This window comes from Microbacterium sp. KU4F (genome assembly GCF_056868075.1).
Map to the genome: position 1 here is coordinate 1,403,830 of NZ_CP200324.1, position 18,288 is coordinate 1,422,117.

The window sequence follows — 18,288 nt, forward strand, 5'->3', positions numbered from 1 at the left end:
AGCCTACGACGTGCGTCAGAGCTCGCGGGCCTCGGCTGCAGCGATGATGTGCTCGGCCATGCCGCGGAAGACGAAACCGTGGAACGGCAGCACCGCGAGCCAGTAGAGTCGGCCGCTGAGCCCGCGCGGGAAGAACACCGCCCGCTGGTCGTAGCGCGATCCGGTGCCCTCGGGCGTCACCGACAGTTCGAGCCATGCGAGGCCCGGCACCTTCATCTCGGCGCGCAGGCGCAGCATCCGGCCGGGTTCCACCGCCTCGACGCGCCAGAAGTCGATCGCGTCTCCGACGGCGACGCGGGTGCGGCTGCGCCGACCGCGACGCAGGCCGACGCCGCCGACGACGCGGTCCATCCAGCCGCGCACGGCCCAGAGGATCGGCGTGGAGTACCAGCCGTTCTCACCGCCGATGCCCGCCACGACGCTCCAAAGGTCCTCCGGGGACGCGGTGGTCGCGGCGCTGCGCGCGTCGGTGTAGACCGTGCGTCCCGCCCAGTCCGGGTCGCTCGGCAGCGGATCGCTGGGAACCCCGGAGACCTCGGCGTCCTGCCAGCTCGTCTCGATGTCGTCGGCATCCACGCGTCCCAGCGCGAGCTGGACCGCACGCCGATAGGACGTCAGCCCACCCTCGGGCGGCGGGATGACCTCGTCGATCGAGCGGTCCTTGATGACGCACTCGTTCTGCAGCGAGGCGATGAGCGGTCGCGCGATGGAGCGGGGCACCGGTGTGACGACGTTGACCCAGTGCGAGGCGAGCCCGGGGGTCAGCACCGGTAGCGGCGCGATGGGGCGCTGCGGGAGGCCAGCCTCGACCGCGTAGCCGTTCATCATCTGGCCGTAGCGCGGCGCATCCGGCCCACCGATGTCGAACGCGCGGTTCACCTCGGGGGCGAGACGGGCCGCTCCCAGCAGGTAGTATAGGACGTCGCGCACCGCGATCGGCTGTACGCGATTGCGCACCCACTTCGGCGCCGGCATGTACGGCAGCACCTCGGTGAGGTGGCGGATCATCTCGAAGGATGCGGAACCCGAGCCGATGACGATGCCCGCCTGGAGCACCGCGGTGGGCACGGGGCTGTCGAGGAGAACCTCGCCCACCTCGACCCGGCTCGCGAGGTGCGGCGACAGCGCCACGTCCTCCGGGTGAAGCGCCCCCAGGTACACGAGACGCGAGACGGATGCGGCGGCCGCCGCATCCGCGACCGTCCGGGCGGCGGCGAGGTCGGTGTCCTCGAACCCCTTGCCCTGCCCCATCGAGTGCACGAGGTAGTACACGACATCGACACCGTCGCACGCCTCTGCCATGGCACCCGGGTCGGTGACGGATCCCTCGACGATCTCCACGTCGCTCCCCCACGACAGCGCCCGCACGCGTTCGCCGTCCCGGGAGAGCACGCGCACGCGGTAGCCCGCGGCGAGCAGGCGCGGGGTGAGCCGGCCGCCGATGTACCCGGTCGCGCCCAGCACCAGAACGAGCGGCGTCGTGCCGTCCTCGCGGTGCGGGGCACGCAGGGCGGGCTCGTGCCCAGTGGGCGAGGAGAGCGTCGTCATGCTGCGAGGGTAAGCCTGCTCACCGCCGCCGGGACCGGCTCTTGACAGGCCCCGCGTGAAAGCAGCCTCAGCGGCGCTCGGGCTCGAGGCGGCGTCCGAGAAGCGCGACGCACACCAGCGCGACGCCCACGCCGACGGCCATGCCGCCGATCGCATCGGTGAGCCAGTGCGCGTGCAGGTAGGTGCGACTGAACGCCATGAGCAGCACCCACGCAGCGGCGACGATGATCGTCCACAACCGCGGCAGCAGCACGACGAGCATCGTCGCCACCGTCGCGGCGTTCGCCACGTGGCCTGAGGGGTACGAGCCGAAATCGCTGATGACGGTCATGTCCGCGGGGCGACCGCGCGCGAACACGTTCTTCAGGATCTGCACGACGAGAGCGCTCGCCGCGATCGCGATCACGAGCGTCGCGGCGCACCAGGGGCGTCGCGCCAACATGAGGAGCGTGACGCCGACGACGGGCACGACGAGCGAGCCGACCAGCGTCCCTCCGGCGACGTTGAGGAACAGCGAGAGTTGTGCGAGGAACGGCCAGGTAGCCGCGGCGAGCAGATCGTTCCAGGCGGTGTCGATGGCGAACGGGGCGTCGCCGCTCAGCGCGATCCACACCCCGATCGCCACCCCGAGCGCGACGAGCCCTCCCCCGATCCACAGGATGCCTCGAAGCGAGGGCGCGCTGGGCTGGTTCATCGCCTCAGTCTGGCACCCGCATGCGGGATCCGCGGGGTGGATCGCGATGGTGTATCAGGGCGCGAGCTGAGCGACCGTGCGCGGGCGCACGATGAACCAGAGCGACAGCGCGGCGATCACGCCGCACCCGACCATCACCGATGCCATGGTCGTGGGCGAGATGGGCGCCCCGTGCGAGAGCCCGCCCACGAGCGGGGAGATGATGCCGGCGACGCCGAAGTTCGTGGCCCCGATGATCGACTGGGCGGTTCCCGCGGCGTTGCCGTGCCGGTCGAGCGCGAGCACTTGCACGCACGGGAAGGTGAATCCGCACGTGGTCATGAACAGGAACAGCGGCACGACGGTGCCCCAGACGCCCAGGTGCAGCTGATCGCCGACGATGATGGCGGCACTGGTCACCACGAGGGCCGCGGTCGAGAACGCCATCACCCACTGCGGGCCGAATCGGGCGGCGAGTCGGGATGCGGTCTGCACGCCGATCACGAGACCCACCGAGTTCGCGGCGAACAGCAGACCGTACTGTTGCGCATCGAAGCCGTAGCTCTGCTGGAACAGGAACGACGAGGCCGACAGGTAGGAGAACAGACCGCTGAAGGTCATACCGCCGATGATCAGCACGCCCACGAAGACGCGGTCGCTGAACACGCTCCGGTAGCGCTGCCAGATCGTCGTCGAGCCCCGCTCCTGCCGACGTGCGCGCGGCAGGGTCTCGGGGATGAACACAAGGGCCGACACCAGCATGACGACGCCGTAGATCGCGAGGACGACGAAGATCCCACGCCACGGCATGACCTGCAGCAGCCACGAGCCGACGAGGGGCGCGAGCACGGGTGCCACGCCGGAGACGAGCGCCAGGCGCGACAGCATGACCACGAGCCGGCGACCGCCGAACAGGTCGCGCACGATCGCGGCCGCGACGACACCGCCGGCGGCGGCGCCCGCGCCCATGAGCACGCGGGTGACACCCAGGCTCACGAGGTCGGGGGCGAAGGCTGCGGCGGCGCTTGCCACGACGTGCAGGCCCGTCACGATCAGCAGTGGGATGCGGCGCCCGAGCTTGTCGCTCAGGGGCCCCACGACGAGCTGTCCCAGCGCGAAGCCGATGGTCGTCCCCGTCAGGGTCAGCTGGATCATCGCCGCCGTCGTGTCGAAGTCCGCCTCGAGGATCGGAAACGCCGGCAGGTACAGGTCGATCGTGAACGGGCCGAGCGCGGTGAGGGCGCCCAGCAGCACGATGTAGAGCACGCGACGCCACGTCGGCATCGCATCGCCGGGGTGCAGCACGATGGGGGCGGTCGCCGGGTTCGAGCCGATCGTGCGGATGGCGCCCGTCGCCGGGCGCGGCACGCGCACCGAACCGGTGGCGGTGGTCTCGTTGCGGTCGGGAGCGGGGACGTCAGACAAAGGAGTACCAGTTCGCAGGAGAGGGTGGCGCCGAGCGGCGGGCCGAGCTCGAAACGATTCGAGCGGCACATCGATTCTATCCGAGCTCCTCCGACACCGGCCGAGACCACTTCCCAGCCCGCACAAAATGCGTTCGCATACAATCCTTGCGGGCCGACAGCATGGCCCGTGTTCCGCCCTTCCGTGCCCGCACCCACCCGAGGACGTACATCACATGACCCCGACGCCCGACAAGCGCCAGAGCGGCAATCCCGCGACGCAGGCGAAGATCGCCAGCTCCCAGAAGCAGGAGCGAGAGCAGCGCCGTCAGGAGAAGCTCGCCGAGTACCAGCGCCAGCTCGCCAAGCGTCGCCGCAGCAAGCTCGTCTGGTGGGTCGTCGGCTCCGGAGGGGCGGTCGTCGTCGTCGCCCTCGTGGTCGCCTCGATCGTGTTCACCCCGAAGCCCGTCACGTACGGCGCCCAGGACTCCACGGGCGCCGTGATCGACGGCGTGGAGACCTTCTCCAACACCACGAATCACGTCGAAGGGCCGGTCGACTATCCGCAGACCCCGCCTGCCGGCGGCGAGCACAACCCGATCTGGCTCAACTGCGGCATCTACACCGAGCCCGTCCCCAACGAGAACGCCGTGCACTCGATGGAGCACGGTGCGGTCTGGGTGACGTACGACCCCGCACGTGTGGGCGACGCGGAACTCAAGACGCTGAAGAGCTACTTCCCGCAGACGTACACGCTGCTCTCGCCCTACGAGGGCCTCGACTCCCCCATCGTGCTCAGCGCGTGGAACGCGCAGCTCAAGCTCGACACGGCCGATGACACCCGCATCCCGGAGTTCTTCGAGGAGTACTGGCGCAGCCAGAACGCGCCCGAGCCGACCGCCGTGTGCAGCGGCGGCGTCGACGCCCCCGGCCGTCAGTGACCCGATGACCGAACGCACTGAGCGCCGACCGGCCCGATGGATCGCCATCGGGCTGGTCACGCTCGCCGTGATCGCGGTCGGCTTCGCGATCGGGCGCTTCTCGCTCTTCAGCAACGGCCCCGCCGTACCCAACGCGGCCGACATCGGCTTCGCGCGCGACATGCAGGTGCATCACGACCAGGCCGTCGAGATGGCGATGATCGCGTACCAGGGCAGCGGCGACGACACGGTCAAGGCGCTCTCCTACGACATCGCGACGGGCCAGGCCGCCCAAAACGGGATGATGTTCGAATGGCTGACGCAGTGGGGCGTACCGCAGCAGGGCACCCTGATGAGCTGGATGGGCGACACCGACGAACACAGCGCCCACGGCGCCGGAGCCGACGCTGATCCGGCGGAGCTCCGCGCCGCCATGGGAATGGCGACCGATGCCGAGCTGGCAGAGCTCCGCAACGCGACCGGCACCGCGCTGGACTGCCAGTTCCTGACGCTCATGATCCGTCACCACGAGGGTGCCATCCCCATGGCCGATGCCGTGCTCGAGCGCGGCAGCATCCCCCGGGTGCTCCAGGTCGCCGAGACCATGAAGGTCAACCAGACGGCGGAGATCGATGCGATGCACGCCTCGCAGGCGCGGCTGGGCTGCTCGGCCGGCTGACACGGCGGCCGCTAGGGTGGTCGCGTGAACCAGCATCACGTCCGCCGCCCCGTGGCGGTGACCCTCGCGGTCGTGCTGGTCTCCCTCACCGGCGCGTACGACGTCGTGCTCGGCATCCTCGTGCTGCTGAGCCGCTACGACGTCGCCGCCGAGGACGTGCTGGCCGTCTCGCTCATCGGCGCCGGCATCATCCTGTTCGGACTCCTGACGCTCGCCGTCGCCTCCGGAGTCGCGCGGGGCAGCCGGCTCTCCCGGCTGCTGGTGACCATCTACGTCGCCATCCAGCTCACGCTGCACGTGATCACCATCGTCACCAGCGATGCCTGGGACGGCCTGCTGTTCGTGCAGATCGCCTTGCAGATCGCCCTGATCGTCGTCCTCTGGACGCCGCTGGGTTCGCGCTACTTCCGCTCGCGGGATGCCGCGCCGGACCCCTTCGCCCCCTGAGCACGCGCGAGCGAGGCGCGCACGAACCGTACGTGGAACAGGCGCACGATCTCGATCGCGCCGATCGCGACGATCACGAACAGCGTCAGGGCGTACGCTCCCTCGCGGCCGGGATCGACCAGCTGGAAGAACTCGATCGACAACGGCACCGTGAACAGCGTGATCAGCGCGAGGAACATGACCCCGATCACGATCACTTTGAAGCGGTTCAGCGGACGCGACAGGATCGACAGGATCCAGATGCCCACGACCGCCAGGATGATGGTCGAGCCCGTGCGCAGTTGATCCTCTTCGACGCCGATCGAACGGGCGACGAGGGCGTATCCGGTGAGCGTGAGGGCGACGATGAGCCCGGAGGGTAGGGCGAACGCGAGTGAGCGCGGCAGGAACCCCGGGATGTAGCGCCGGGCGTTCGGCATGAGCGCGAGGAAGAATGCGGGGATGCCGATGGTCAGCCCGTCGGTGATGGACAGCTGACGCGGCAGGAACGGGAACGACAGGACCAGCGTGCCGAACAGGACGGCCAACGCCGTCGCGTAGGCGGTCTTGGTGAGAAACAGCATCGAGACGCGCTCGATGTTCGCGATGACCTGGCGCCCCTCGGCGACGACGTCGGGCAGGTGCGAGAACCGGCCGTCCAACAGCACGAGGCGCGCGACCGCCTTGGTCGCAGCAGCACCGGAGTTCATCGCGATCCCCATGTCGGCGCTCTTGATGGCGAGCGCGTCGTTCACGCCGTCTCCCGTCATCGCGACGGTGTGTCCGCGGCTCTGGAGCGCGAGCACCATGGCCTTCTTCTGCTCGGGCGTCACCCGACCGAACACCGTGTGCGTCTCGAGCACGTCGGCCAGCGCTTCGGGGTCCTCCGGAAGCGTGCGCGCGTCGTACCCCTCTGCGACGTCGAGCCCCACGTCACGGGCGATGGCGGCGACCGTGCGCGGGTTGTCGCCGGAGATGATGCGCACGCCGACACCCTGTGCATGGAAGTAGGAGAGGGTCTGCGCCGCGTCCGGGCGCACGCGCTCCCGGAACGTGACGACCGCGACGGGGCGGAGCCGCGCCGGAAGCCGCTCCTGAGCCACGTCGCTCTCGTCGAGTTCGACCGGCGCCTGCGCCAGCACGAGCGTGCGCAACCCCTGCGAGGCGAGCGCGGTCACGAGTCCCCCGAGGACGGATGCGGCATCGGTCGCCTCTTCGGGGAACACCATCTCGGGAGCGCCGAGCACCCAGGTCTCGCCGGCCAGCGAGACCGCGCTCCACTTGCGGGCGGACGAGAAGCCGATCCGCGCGGTCGGCGCAGTGGCGGGCGCCTCCGGGTACGGCTCCCGCAGACACCGCGCCGTGGCGTTGGCATCGGGCGCCGACCCGTACCAGGCGAGCGCACTCTCCCAGGCCCCTGTCGCGTCCGGCAGCGGATGCGCGGCGTCGAAAGCGATCTCCCCCTCGGTCAGCGTGCCGGTCTTGTCGAGGCAGATGACGTCGACCCTGGCGAGTCCTTCCACGGCCGGCAGCTCGTTGACCAGCACCTGCTTGGCCGCGAGCTTCGCCGCCCCCACAGCGAACGCGATGGAGGTCATCAGGACAAGCCCCAACGGGATCATCGCCGTGAGCGAGGCGATGGTGTTGACGACCGCCTGCTCCCAGCGCCCCTCGGAGAAGATCACCGACCAGCCGCCCGCGACCATGACCTGCGCGTTGAGCACGAGCAACCCGATCGGGCCGATCCCCCAGCTCACCCACCTCAGCACGCGGTCGATGCTCGTGCGCAGCTCGCTGCGCACCATCGAGAAGCGCTTGGCCTCGGACTGGAAACGATTCGCGTAGGAGTCCGCACCGACCTTGTCGACCCGCGCGTCGCCCTCCCCGCCCACGACGATCGATCCCGAGAGCACCTCATCACCGGGACGCTTGTCGACCGCATCCGATTCGCCGGTGAGCATCGACTCGTCGACCTGCAACGCGACGGAGCGCTCCAGCACGGCGTCCGCAGCGATCTGATCGCCCGCTCGCAGCACGAGCACGTCGCCGAGCACGACCTCCGCCGGCGCGATCTCCGCCTCGCGACCCTCGCGCCGCACGCGGGCGCGCGGCGCGTTCAGCAGGGCGAGACGGTCGAGGGCGACCTTGGCGCGGAACTCCTGCACCGTGCCGATGATCGCGTTGGCGAAGGCAGCCAGTCCGAACAGGGCGTCCTGCCACCGGCCCACCAGCAGCAGCACGAGGAAGCACGCGCCGACGATGCCGTTGAAGAGGGTGAACACGTTGGCGCGCACGATGTTCCAGACGCTGCGCGACGTGTCGGCGTCGACCGAGTTGCCGAGACCCGCGGCGAGACGGCGGGCAGCCTCCTGCGCGTCGAGGCCCGTGTCCGGATCGGCGATCGACAGTGCCTGTTCGGATGGGCCCGCCCCCTGATGCATGCGCTCACCCTATCCGCCTGCCGCCTGAACGCATCAGGGGGCCGCATCCCCTCGGATACGGCCCCCTGATGCGTGTCGCGCGGGGTGTCAGCCCTTCGTCGCGCCGGCCAGCAGGCCGCGCACGAAGAACCGCTGCAGGGCGAAGAACACGATCAACGGAACGATGATCGAGATGAACGTGCCCGCCGACTGGAGATACCAGCGGTCGCCCCACGATCCGGACAGCGAGTTCAACGTCTGCGTCAACGGCAGCGATGAGCTCGGCGCGAAGATCGTGGCCACCAGCAGGTCGTTCCACACCCACAGGAACTGGAAGATGGCGAACGACGCGATCGCCGGCATCGCCAGGGGCAGGATCATACGGAAGAAGATCTGCCCGTGGCCGGCGCCGTCGACGCGCGCCGCCTCGATGACCTCGCTCGGGATCTCCGAGATGAAGTTGTGCAGGAGGAAGATCGCCAGCGGCATGGCGAAGATCGCGTGCGCGATCCACACCGTCGCGAAGCTGTGCTCCACTCCGCGCAGCTCGAAGCCGGGGAAGACGGCGACGCCGTTGATCTCGAGGCCGCGCGAGAACAGGCTGAGCAGCGGCACGAGGGCCATCTGGATCGGCACGATCTGCAGCGCGAACACGAAGATGAACAGGCCGTTCTTGCCCTTGAAGTCGATCCAGGCGAACGCATACGCCGCGAGCGATGCCAGCGCGATCGGGATGGCGGTGGCAGGGATGGCGATGGCGAGCGAGTTGAGGAACGACTCTCCCAGCGTCAACGCGGTGCCACCGGAGGTGAGTGCGTCGAAGTAGTTGTCGAGCGTGAAGGCGGGGTCGACGAAGACCGTCCACCATCCGCTCGTCTGGGAGTCGGCACCGGGGCGGAACGAGGTGACGAAGAGGCTGAAGGTCGGGATGGTCCAGAAGATCGCGATGATGATCGCGATCAGCGTGGCCGTCTTCGACGTCATCCGCTTCTGCGCCGTCTTCTCGTTGCGGCGCGTGTCGCGCGCGACCTTGCGCGCAGCCTTGGCGTCGAACGCCGGCGTGGTCGGGGCGGCGGCGCTCATCGGATCTCCTTCTGCTTGCGCATCTGACGCGCGTTGTAGATGATCAGCGGCAGCACGAACAGGAAGAGCACGACGGCCAGCGCCGAGGAGTGCCCGTAGCTCTGGAACCGCTGCTGCTGGTTGACCATCTCGAAGCCCAGCACCGAGGTGTTCGACCGACCGCCGGTCATGACGGCGACGATGTCGTAGACCTTCAGCGAGGCGATCGTGATCGTCGTGAGCACGACGATCAGCGATGAGCGGATGCCGGGAACGGTCACGTTCCTGAACCGCTGCCAGGCCGACGCGCCGTCGAGCTGCGCGGCCTCCAGCTGCTCGGTCGGGATCGCCTTGATCGCCGCCGAGAGGATGACCATCGCGAAGCCGGTCTGCGTCCACACGAACACGGCCAGCAGGGCGAAAGTGTTGATGAGCGGCTGCGCGTCCAGCCAGCCGACCGGGTCGCCGCCGAACATCGTGACGATCGCGTTCAGCAGACCGATCTGCTCGCCCTGCCGGTAGTCGTAGACGAACTTCCAGATGATGCCGGCACCGACGAACGAGATCGCGACCGGCATGAACACGAGAACCTTCAGGATCTTCTCACCGCGGGCGCGGTCGATGAAGGCGGCGTAGGCGAGGCCGATGATGGTCGACAGCGTCGGCGCGAACAACGCCCAGATGATCGTGTTGATGACCGACCAGAAGCCCTCGGGGTTCGTGAACGTCCAGATGTAGTTCTCGAGACCGACGAAGTTGTCACCCGTCTTGTCGAAGAACGACTGGAAGAAGGTCGAGATCGCCGGGTAGATGAGGCCGAGCAGGAGCAGCAGCATCGCCGGGGCCAGGAACACGACCAGCTGGAACACGTATCCCGCACCTTCGCGGGAACGATAGTCGGCGAAGAAGAGCAGGGCGCCCACGCCCAGCGCGATGGCGAGCACGTAGACGAGAGCGTTCTGATACGGACGCAGCAGCATGAAGGCGAGCAGCGGAATCGCGAAGCACGCGACGACTCGCAGCCACATGTAGCCGCGACCGCGCCGCGGCGCGAACTCGATGAGCAGCAGGACGAGCCCGACCACGGCGCCGAACACGATCAGGACGATCGGGATCTGCACGATGGGGTTCAGCCCACCGAGCCAGACGAAGAAGCTGTTGAGGGAGAAGCCGAGCGAGGTCGGCGGTGCGTCGTCGACCTTCGGGCTCAGCCACAGAAGAAGGGCCGCCACAACGGCGAGAGCCGCGGCGGCGATGGCGATGATCGTGGCGATCTTGCGCGCACGGGGCGATTTCGGAGGCTGGAGCTCGTCATGGAAGACGAGCGGCTCCGTCGTTTTCGTCTGGGACATCTGGGTCCTTGTCGTCCGGGCGGCCGCCCGCGGGCGGGGCCGCGGGGCCGCCCGGCAGAAGTGCCGAGCGACCCCGCGGTCGCGAGCGAGCCGACGGGATTAGTTGTCGTATCCCGCCTGGATGTCGCTGAGCACCTGGTCGAGCGGACGGCCGTCGATCCAGTTGACCATGCCCTTCCAGAACGATCCGTTGCCCACCGTGGCCGGCATCAGGTCGGAGGCGTCGAAGCGGACGACAGTGGACTGGTCCTGCAGCGTCTTCATCGCGTCCGTCAGGAACTCGCTGGAAGCCAGCGACGGGTCGGCGCCCTTGTTCGCGGAGATCACGCCGCCGAGCTTGACGCGCGCGTCGGCGAACTCGGGAGTCGACATGTACTCCACGACCTTCTGCACGGCTTCGTCGTCGCTGAAGGCGGCGACGAACTCGCCACCGGCCTCGACGTTCTGCTCGCCGTCGGCGGTGATGCCGGGCAGCAGGAACGCGTAGACATCACCGTCGGGGGCGACCGTCGGGGTGGCACCCGAGGCGGTCTTGGCCTCGAGGAAGTTCGCCGACAGGAACGACGCCTGGTGCGTCATCGCGCAGCGACCGTCGGCGACCGCGGCCGCGACATCGCCGAAGGCGGTGGAGTTGATGCTCTTGACGTCGCCGTAGCCCGCGTTGACGTAGTCGGGGTTCAGGAGAATCTTGCCGACGGCCTCGAAGGCCTCCTTGATCTGCGGGTCGGTGAACTTCACCTCGTTGGCAACCCACTGGTCATAGACGTCGGCACCCGACTGACGCAGCACGAGGTCCTCGATCCAGTCCGTACCCGGCCAGCCGGATGCGGCGTCGGAGGCGAAGCCCGCGCACCACGGTGCGGCGCCCGTCTTGTCGCGGATCGTCTGGGTGAGAGTCAGCAGATCGTCCCACGTCTTGGGGACCTCGACACCCCACTCCTTGAAGCTCGCGGGCGAGTACCAGACGTAGCCCTTGACATTCGCGAGCATCGGCGCGGCGTAGAAGGTGCCGTCGGCCGAGCCGTAGTTCTTCCAGTCCGCGGACCAGTACTCGTCGACGTTCTTGGAGACCGCGTCGGAGCCCTCCTTGACCTCGCCCGTATCGATGAGCGACTTGAGCAGGCCGGGCTGCGGCACGATCGCGATGTCGGGGGCCGAGCCACCCGTCACCTTCGTCACGATATTGCCCTCGAAGCTCTTGTCGCCCGTGTAGACGACCTTGATGCCGGTGTCGGCGGTGAACTGCTCGAAGGACTTGTTGAGCGCATCCGCCTCCCCACCGGTGATGCCGCCGGCGATCTGGACCGTCGCGCCCTCGACCGAGCCGCCGCCCTGGGACGAGCTGGTCTCGGCACAGCCTGCGAGTGCAAGGCCGGCGACTCCCAACAGAGCCATCGGGACGAGCACCCGACGTCGCTGTGACCTGGTCATGTGATTCCTCCTCTTTGAGCACGCAGGAGCATCTTGCCCCGCGTATCGGCTTCACTCAGGAACCGATTCCAGGCCACCGTAATCCAATCCCGCATCCGACACAACAGCGAACGATCACAACTCGATAACCTGCCTATGGGAGCGCTCCCGCCATGACCAGAGACGGTCATGGGAGCGCTCCCGCGTCTTTGGGACCGTGTGGAACCGGTTCCCTATCGACGCGAGTTTGGCCTAGCATGTGGAACGTCCCCACATCACCCGTCGAGGAAGAGGGTGGCTCTCATGAGCGGAATCGCCGACGTCGCGCGTCAGGCCGGTGTCTCCAAGTCCACGGCGTCGCGCGCGCTCAGCGGTTCCGGCTACGTCTCCGACGAGACGAGAGACCGCGTCACGCGCGCAGCCGAGATGCTGGGCTACGTGCCGTCGACGAACGCGCAGAGCCTGTCGACCGGGCGCACCCAGAACATCGGCGTGGTCATGCCCTACGTCAACCGGTGGTTCTTCGCCGAGGTACTGGAGGGCATCCAGGCCGCCCTTCTTGAGCGCGGGCTCGATCTGACCCTCTACGACGCCAAACCCGGCAGCGACACGCGAGAGCGGATCTTCGAGAGCTTCCTGACGCGCAAGCGGTTCGACGGCCTGATCGCGGTCGGGCTCGAACCCGAGGAGAACGAGCTGGACAGCATGCTCGCGCTCGGCAAGCCCGTCGTGAGCGTGGTCGGCAACCACGAACGCACCAGTGTCGTGACCCTCGACGATGCGCTGACCGCCCGGCGCGCCACCGAGCACCTGATCGAGCTCGGGCATCGTCGCATCGCCTTCCTGGGCGCGGGCTCGCGCACCCGCTGGCCGCACGTGGAATCGTCGCGACTCGACGGCTACATGCAGTCGATGGCGGACGCGGGGTTGGCTGACGAGGCGACCCACACCGAGTCGGAGCTGACGCTGCCCGCCGGTTACGACGCCGCGGTCGAACTGCTCAGCGATACGCGCACGCGCCCCACCGCGATCGTCGCCGCGTGCGACGAGGTCGCCATCGGTGCCATCATCGCGGCCAGGCGCCTCGGCCTGCACGTTCCGGCGGCACTGAGCGTCATCGGCATCGACGACCACGAGTTCGCCGAGATGTTCGCGCTGACAACCTTCCGCCAAGTTCCGCGCGAGCAGGGCGCCGCGGCCGTCGAGCTGCTCATGCGCCAGATCCAGGACCCGACGCTCGCTCCCGTCATCCAGCGCCTCAAGCCGAGACTGGTCGTGCGCAGCTCCACCGGCCCACTGCGTTCGGATCGCGCCGCGGCCGACGCCACGGTGTGAACGAGGGCGCCGGCGCCGAAGCGCCGACGCCCTCGCGTCATCCGTCGTCGATCAGCTGCGTCGACGCATCGGGAGGGCGCGTCCGACGATGCCGAGCGCGAGCAGCAGCGATGCGGCGAGCAGCCCACCCGCGATCCACTGCGTTTGAACACCGGTCGCGGCCAACGAGCCCGACCTGGGAGCGATGGAGACCGCCTGCCAGCCGATGACCTGACCGTTCTCATCGAGCACCACGAGCCGGTGATCGCCCGCGAGATCGGCGGGCAGGGTGACCGTGACGTTGCCCGCCGCATCCACCTGATGCCATCCCCCAGCTGCCGCGGCGTCGAGTACAGCCAGACCGTCACCCAGTCGCCCGCGTACTGCGTGCCGACGTGGATCGTGATCGTGGCTCCGGCGCGCAGCTCGCCCGTGATGACCTTGATGAGATCCTGCAGGGCGGACACGAGCTGGCTCAGGTCCGCGGGCTGCGGCGTCGTCGTCGGCGGTGTGTCGGAGGTCACCTTCAGCGGCAGGCGGAGCTCCGTGCCCGTCTGCGGCGCCTGGAGGACGATCGTGCTGCCTGCCGGAGCGTCGGCGGGCACCGTGAAGGCGACCGTTGCCGCTCCGTTCGTGACGGTCACCGGATCGATGACGGCCGTGCTGCCCTCGATGCTCACCAGCAGCGAGGTCGTCTCCGGGCTGCCGAGCGAGGTGAGGTTCAGCCCGCCCACCTGGAACGAGACCTGCGCACCGCGGGCGGCGGATGCGGGAAGCCCCGTCACCTCGGCACTGCGGCTGGCGTAGCTCGGCGAAACCGGGCTGTTCGCCGTCAGGTACGAGATCCAGGCGTCCCGGTCGATGAGACCCGAATCGCGCGTATCGGTGCCCTCCTTGAAGGTGCGGAAGTTGTCGCCGCCGGTCAGCAGGAAGTTGAACGAGCCGATCCGGTACGAACCCTTCGGATCGATCGGCTTCCCGTCGATCCAGACGCCCGTGATGTGGGATCCCTGCGGCGCATCCGCGTCGTAGGTGTAGGTCACGTTCTTCGAGAGACCGAGGGCGAGGTAAGGCCGCGACGGGACCTGGCCTTCCTCATCGATCTGCCACTGCTCCTCGAGCACCTGCGTGAACTGGGCCCCCGTGAGGGTCGTCGTCCAGAGGTTGTTCACGAAGGGCAGCACCGCGTTCGCCTCGGCGAACGTGATCACGCCGTCGTCGCCGCGCAGGAGCTCGGCACGAAGACCACCGGGGTTCACCACGCCGATCTCGGCGCCGCCCCGAAGCGGGTCGGACAGCGTCGCCACGAGCGAGTCGGCGACGAGGTTCCCGAGCGTCGACTGCGCCGCGCGGTTGTCGCGCGTGCCACCGGCGTAGACGCCGCCCGTGTACGCCCCGCCAGCGAACGCGCTGGTGATGTCGGCGGTCACCGAACCGATCGGCTTGTCGCCGACGGCCTTCGCGCGGGCGAGGGCGCCGTCCACGATCCTCTTGACCTCCGCCACCCGCGGGTAGGTGGCGACGAGCTGCGCGTCATCGGTCTTCGTGCGCTCGACGTTCTCCGCCTCGTACGAGATGACGTCGCCGCTGTCCGCGTCGACGTTGAGCACGACGCGCCCGATATTCTCGCCGTAGCTTCCGGTCTGGACGACGGGGCGGGTCTTTCCGGGCTCCCCAGGAATCGGTGCGTTCCACGCGTACTTCATGTGCGTGTGACCCGTGAAGATCGCGTCGACGGATGCCGAGGTCTTCTGCACAATGTCGGTGAACGCCTTCCCCTCCTCGAGTTTCTCCGGCAGAGTCGCGACATCGGCCTGACTGAAGGCGGCGCCCTCGTGGTACTCGGCCACGATCACATCGACGTTGCCTTCGGCCTCGAGCTTCGCCGCAACGCGGTTGACCGCATCCACCGGGTCTCCGAACTCGATGTCCGTGATGCCTGCCGGCGTGACCAGCGTCGGCGTCTCCTCGGTGACGGCGCCGATGACCGCGACCGTGAGCCCATCCACCTCGAAGGTCGCGTACTCGGGAAGCGCCGGCGTCGTGGTGCCCTTCTTGTAGACGTTCGCGCCCAGGTACGTGAAGTCGGCGGCGGGCTGCACGCGATCCTTCAGATCGGCGAAGCCCTTGTCGAACTCATGGTTGCCGACGGTCGACGCCTTCAGACCGAGGGCGTTGAGCACATCGATCGTCGGCTGGTCGTCCTCGAAGGAGGAGGCGAACAGCGAGGCGCCGATGTTGTCACCGCTGGAGAGGAACAGCGTGTTGTCGTCGCCGTACTCGGCGCGCAACTGCTCGACCGTGCCGGCGAACTTCACCGTGTTGGCGTCGATCCGACCGTGGAAGTCGTTGATGTTCAGCAGGTTGATCGGGACGGTCGGGTTCCACGCGACGCCCACCACGACGGGGTCGTGGTCGCTGGAGCGGTAGGGCGAGACGTCGTAGAAGTTCGTCGCGTTGTAGTTGTACCGGCTGTACTCGAGCGCGATCGACTCCCCCGCGTTGATGTTCCACACATCGACGCCGGTGACCATCTTGGCCGCGGCGGACGACGCGAGGACGTGGTCGAGCGAACCGCTCGCGCCGTCGAACGAGTACGTGTGCTTGCCCGTGCGCGATCCGAGGTCGGTGTACCCGGACGCGTAGAAGACCTGCATGGGGTCTTCCTGCGTGTACGAGTTGAAGTCTCCGAGCAGGAACACGCGGTCTGTTCCGGCCGCAGCCTTCCGCTCGTCGGCGAAGTCCACGAGCGCGTGCGCCTGGCGGACCCGGTCGCCGTTGTAGGCGCCCTGCGGCCCGTTGGCGTTGTCGCCCGTGGCCGGGTTGTCGCGGTTGTCCCCCTTCGACTTGAAGTGGTTGACGATCGCCAGGAAGGCGGCATCCGTCTCACCCTTGGGCGCGAACGCCTGAGCGAGCGGGCGTCGCGCGTTGACGAAGGCGGCATCGAGATCGATGACGGAGTCGCCGATCGGCGATACCTCATCGGCCTTGTAGATGAACGCGGTGCGGATGACGTCCTCACCGGCGGGCACCTGGCTGGGCGAGGGCACATAGGCCCACTCGTCCTTGCCGAGATCGGCGTTCAGCGCGTCGACGAGGCTCGACAGGGCGGTGTCGCGGTTCTTGCCGAACGCCGCCGAGTTCTCGATCTCCTCGAGCGAGACGACCTCGGTGCCGAGGTGGTTGATCGCGTCGACGATCTTGTCCTGCTGACGCTTCAGGCTGACGTCGGTCGCCGCGCCACGCGGGCCGTTGTTCGGGCACTGGTTCGCCGTGATGGGGGTACCGTCACGGTCGGTGTAGACCGACGTGCAGCCCACCTCCGCGGCAGTGGTCGTGAAGTAGTTCAGCACGTTGAAGCTGGCGATCGAGATGTCGCCGCCGACCGCGTCGGGCGCGGATGCGGCGCGCGCCGATCCGATGGTGACGGGCAGAGGGTCGCCGGCCTTGAGCTGTGTGGTCGGCTGCACCTTCCAGGCACCGTTGCGGTAGTCCAGGATCACCGGCTGCGTGAACGACACTGCGCCGCCCACCGTGACAGGGACGTCGGTGAGGTACGGCAACGGGATCGCCTTGTTGGTCGAGCCGCCGAGGAAGTTGATCGACGCGCCGTCGTCGAGCACGACACCGCGCGCGGCGTTGTCGGCGACGGCGTCCGTGTACTCCTGGGTGCCCACACGCGCGACATCCGTCGGCGTGATGAGCGGCTTGTCGCCGGAGGCGAGCCCGATCTCGGCGAACTGGTTCGTCGTGTACGTGTTGCTCACCGTGAACCGGCCCTGGGGCGTCACGAGCATGCTCTCGAACTTCTCGCGGTCCGCGGGCGCGATCGGCCAGGAAAGGGGCACCGGCGTCACGGCCGCGACCTGCTCGTCGATCGTGGTGACCGAGCCGGCCGAGACGTTGAGCTGGGTGAGGGTCTGGGCGTCGTCCTTGACGCTCGAGTACTCACCGGCCACGCCGGTCACCTCGACGTAGGCGCCCATCGGGGCCTTCGCGGCGAGGGCTGCGCCGGCCTGTCCTGTTCCGCCATAGACGAAGACGGCGTCGGAAGCGGTGTGCGAGGCATCCACCGCGCCGCCGGTGCCGGGAGTCTGGATGGTGAAGCCGTTGAAGCCGCCCTCCGCGTAAGCACCGGTGACGACGCCGCGTGTGGTGACCGTCTGGCCCAGCAGCGGTGTCGCGTTGCCGGAGCCCTGGATCTCGGCGATCGTCCTGAGTGCGGGCGTGCCGGGATCCGGGTCGGTGCCGGGATCCGGGTCCGTGCCGGGATCGGGGTCGGTTCCCGGGTCGGTGCCGGAGGTTGCGGATGCCTGCGGTGTGATCTGCACGGGGTGGCTGAAGTCGGCCGCGTTGTTGTCGGTGTCGACGAAGTTCGTGCGGGCGAGAGAGTTGGGGACGCTGTTGTTGCCGGTGACCGGGGCCACACTCGTCTCGAACGTCTTGGATGCGCCGTAGCCGAGGAGATCGACGACGTGCTGCTGCTCGACGACGGATCCGGTGGGAAGCGTCAGCGCCTGCGTGGTGTCCGCGAGGTAGAGCGTGCCCGTCGTGCCGGAGGCGTTGAAACCCTTGTCGAAGGACAGGTCCGGGGTGACGGGCAACTCGGCACCCACGGCGCCGTTGCCGTTCCACGCGATCAGGTAGTAGTCGTCGGGCTCGATGACGCCGCTCAGCGGCTCGGTGACCGAGGGTCCGCCGGTTCCGTCGGCTGAGCGGTACTGGAGCGACCAGCCGTCCAGGCTCTGCGCGGTGTCGCCGGCGTTGTACAGCTCGACGAACTTCTTGTGGAACGGAGCGTTGGCGCTTCCGCCCTTGAGGTACACCTCGTTGATGATGACATCGGCGGGCTCGACGGCGACGGCGGGCACGAACATGCCTGCGACGACCGCGGTTCCGATCCCGAAGGCGAGCGCCGCGAGAGGGCGCCTCGGCTGGGAGGGGGACATGGATCTCCTGAGGTTTTGCTGGGGGGACATTCAGGAGACTACGAAGAGAGGACCCCTCCGCGGCTTACGAGAAGATGACGGTTCGATGAGATTGCTCTCATCCGCGGATGCTATGCGACGAGACGCACGAAG

At 68.3% G+C, this 18,288-nt stretch carries 11 protein-coding genes and 1 pseudogene; 4 read left to right on the forward strand and 8 right to left on the reverse strand.

Going from position 1 to position 18,288, the window contains the following annotated elements; all coding sequences use genetic code 11:
• Window positions 1-15: 15 nt before the first annotated feature.
• From AC1VNH_RS07160 to AC1VNH_RS07170, 3 genes are all read right to left on the reverse strand, one after another.
• Window positions 16-1,548 (reverse strand): SDR family oxidoreductase, encoded by a 1,533-nt coding sequence (locus AC1VNH_RS07160; RefSeq protein ID WP_483110589.1) that lies wholly within the window; start codon window positions 1,546-1,548, stop codon window positions 16-18.
• A gap of 67 nt (window positions 1,549-1,615) precedes the next feature.
• Window positions 1,616-2,242 (reverse strand): phosphatase PAP2 family protein, encoded by a 627-nt coding sequence (locus AC1VNH_RS07165; RefSeq protein ID WP_483110591.1) that lies wholly within the window; start codon window positions 2,240-2,242, stop codon window positions 1,616-1,618.
• A 54-nt stretch (window positions 2,243-2,296) separates the two neighbouring features.
• Window positions 2,297-3,646, reverse strand: a complete 1,350-nt coding sequence (locus tag AC1VNH_RS07170) for a multidrug effflux MFS transporter (protein WP_483110593.1) — start codon at window positions 3,644-3,646, stop codon at window positions 2,297-2,299.
• Between the two features lie 214 nt (window positions 3,647-3,860).
• Between AC1VNH_RS07170 and AC1VNH_RS07175 the strand changes: the two genes are divergently transcribed.
• Genes AC1VNH_RS07175 through AC1VNH_RS07185 form a run of 3 tightly spaced genes read left to right on the forward strand, consistent with a single transcriptional unit; the run spans window position 3,861 to window position 5,670 of the window.
• Complete coding sequence (locus AC1VNH_RS07175; RefSeq protein WP_483110595.1) at window positions 3,861-4,565, forward strand: DUF3105 domain-containing protein; 705 nt, start codon at window positions 3,861-3,863, stop codon at window positions 4,563-4,565.
• Between the two features lie 4 nt (window positions 4,566-4,569).
• Complete coding sequence (locus tag AC1VNH_RS07180; RefSeq protein ID WP_483110596.1) at window positions 4,570-5,223, forward strand: DUF305 domain-containing protein; 654 nt, start codon at window positions 4,570-4,572, stop codon at window positions 5,221-5,223.
• Between the two features lie 24 nt (window positions 5,224-5,247).
• Window positions 5,248-5,670 carry a hypothetical protein gene (locus tag AC1VNH_RS07185; RefSeq protein ID WP_483110597.1) on the forward strand — a complete coding sequence of 141 codons (423 nt, stop codon included), beginning with the start codon at window positions 5,248-5,250 and terminating at the stop codon, window positions 5,668-5,670.
• Here AC1VNH_RS07185 and AC1VNH_RS07190 read toward each other — a convergent pair.
• The 4 genes from AC1VNH_RS07190 to AC1VNH_RS07205 all read right to left on the reverse strand — a co-directional run bounded on the left by AC1VNH_RS07190 (window position 5,625) and on the right by AC1VNH_RS07205 (window position 11,914).
• The gene (locus AC1VNH_RS07190; RefSeq protein ID WP_483110598.1) at window positions 5,625-8,090 is read right to left on the reverse strand and encodes an HAD-IC family P-type ATPase; all 2,466 of its coding nucleotides are present in this window, start codon (window positions 8,088-8,090) and stop codon (window positions 5,625-5,627) included. The two genes, AC1VNH_RS07185 and AC1VNH_RS07190, sit on opposite strands and share 46 nt — an antisense overlap.
• 87 nt (window positions 8,091-8,177) lie before the next feature.
• Window positions 8,178-9,152, reverse strand: coding sequence for a carbohydrate ABC transporter permease (locus AC1VNH_RS07195; RefSeq protein WP_137417799.1), 975 nt, complete (start codon window positions 9,150-9,152; stop codon window positions 8,178-8,180).
• Complete coding sequence (locus AC1VNH_RS07200) at window positions 9,149-10,483, reverse strand: carbohydrate ABC transporter permease (protein WP_483110599.1); 1,335 nt, start codon at window positions 10,481-10,483, stop codon at window positions 9,149-9,151. The genes AC1VNH_RS07195 and AC1VNH_RS07200 overlap by 4 nt, the downstream gene beginning before the upstream one ends.
• 99 nt (window positions 10,484-10,582) lie before the next feature.
• Window positions 10,583-11,914, reverse strand: coding sequence for an ABC transporter substrate-binding protein (locus AC1VNH_RS07205; RefSeq protein WP_483110601.1), 1,332 nt, complete (start codon window positions 11,912-11,914; stop codon window positions 10,583-10,585).
• A gap of 282 nt (window positions 11,915-12,196) precedes the next feature.
• On the opposite strand from AC1VNH_RS07205, the gene AC1VNH_RS07210 reads away from it, so the two are divergent.
• Window positions 12,197-13,228: a LacI family DNA-binding transcriptional regulator gene (locus AC1VNH_RS07210; protein WP_483110603.1), complete on the forward strand. Its 1,032-nt coding sequence runs from the start codon at window positions 12,197-12,199 to the stop codon at window positions 13,226-13,228.
• Window positions 13,229-14,157: 929 nt separating this feature from the next.
• Here the strand turns inward: AC1VNH_RS07210 and AC1VNH_RS07215 are convergent.
• Window positions 14,158-18,186, reverse strand: a pseudogene (locus AC1VNH_RS07215) (ExeM/NucH family extracellular endonuclease); the annotation flags it as partial.
• Window positions 18,187-18,288 lie beyond the last annotated feature (102 nt).

Coding starts and splice junctions, on each gene's coding strand:
- AC1VNH_RS07190 (WP_483110598.1), bottom strand. CDS start 8,090: ATGCATCAGGGGGCGGGCCCATCCGAACAGGCACTGTCGATCGCCGAT.
- AC1VNH_RS07205 (WP_483110601.1), bottom strand. CDS start 11,914: ATGACCAGGTCACAGCGACGTCGGGTGCTCGTCCCGATGGCTCTGTTG.
- AC1VNH_RS07165 (WP_483110591.1), bottom strand. CDS start 2,242: ATGAACCAGCCCAGCGCGCCCTCGCTTCGAGGCATCCTGTGGATCGGG.
- AC1VNH_RS07160 (WP_483110589.1), bottom strand. CDS start 1,548: ATGACGACGCTCTCCTCGCCCACTGGGCACGAGCCCGCCCTGCGTGCC.
- AC1VNH_RS07180 (WP_483110596.1), top strand. CDS start 4,570: ATGACCGAACGCACTGAGCGCCGACCGGCCCGATGGATCGCCATCGGG.
- AC1VNH_RS07195 (WP_137417799.1), bottom strand. CDS start 9,152: ATGAGCGCCGCCGCCCCGACCACGCCGGCGTTCGACGCCAAGGCTGCG.
- AC1VNH_RS07200 (WP_483110599.1), bottom strand. CDS start 10,483: ATGTCCCAGACGAAAACGACGGAGCCGCTCGTCTTCCATGACGAGCTC.
- AC1VNH_RS07210 (WP_483110603.1), top strand. CDS start 12,197: ATGAGCGGAATCGCCGACGTCGCGCGTCAGGCCGGTGTCTCCAAGTCC.
- AC1VNH_RS07175 (WP_483110595.1), top strand. CDS start 3,861: ATGACCCCGACGCCCGACAAGCGCCAGAGCGGCAATCCCGCGACGCAG.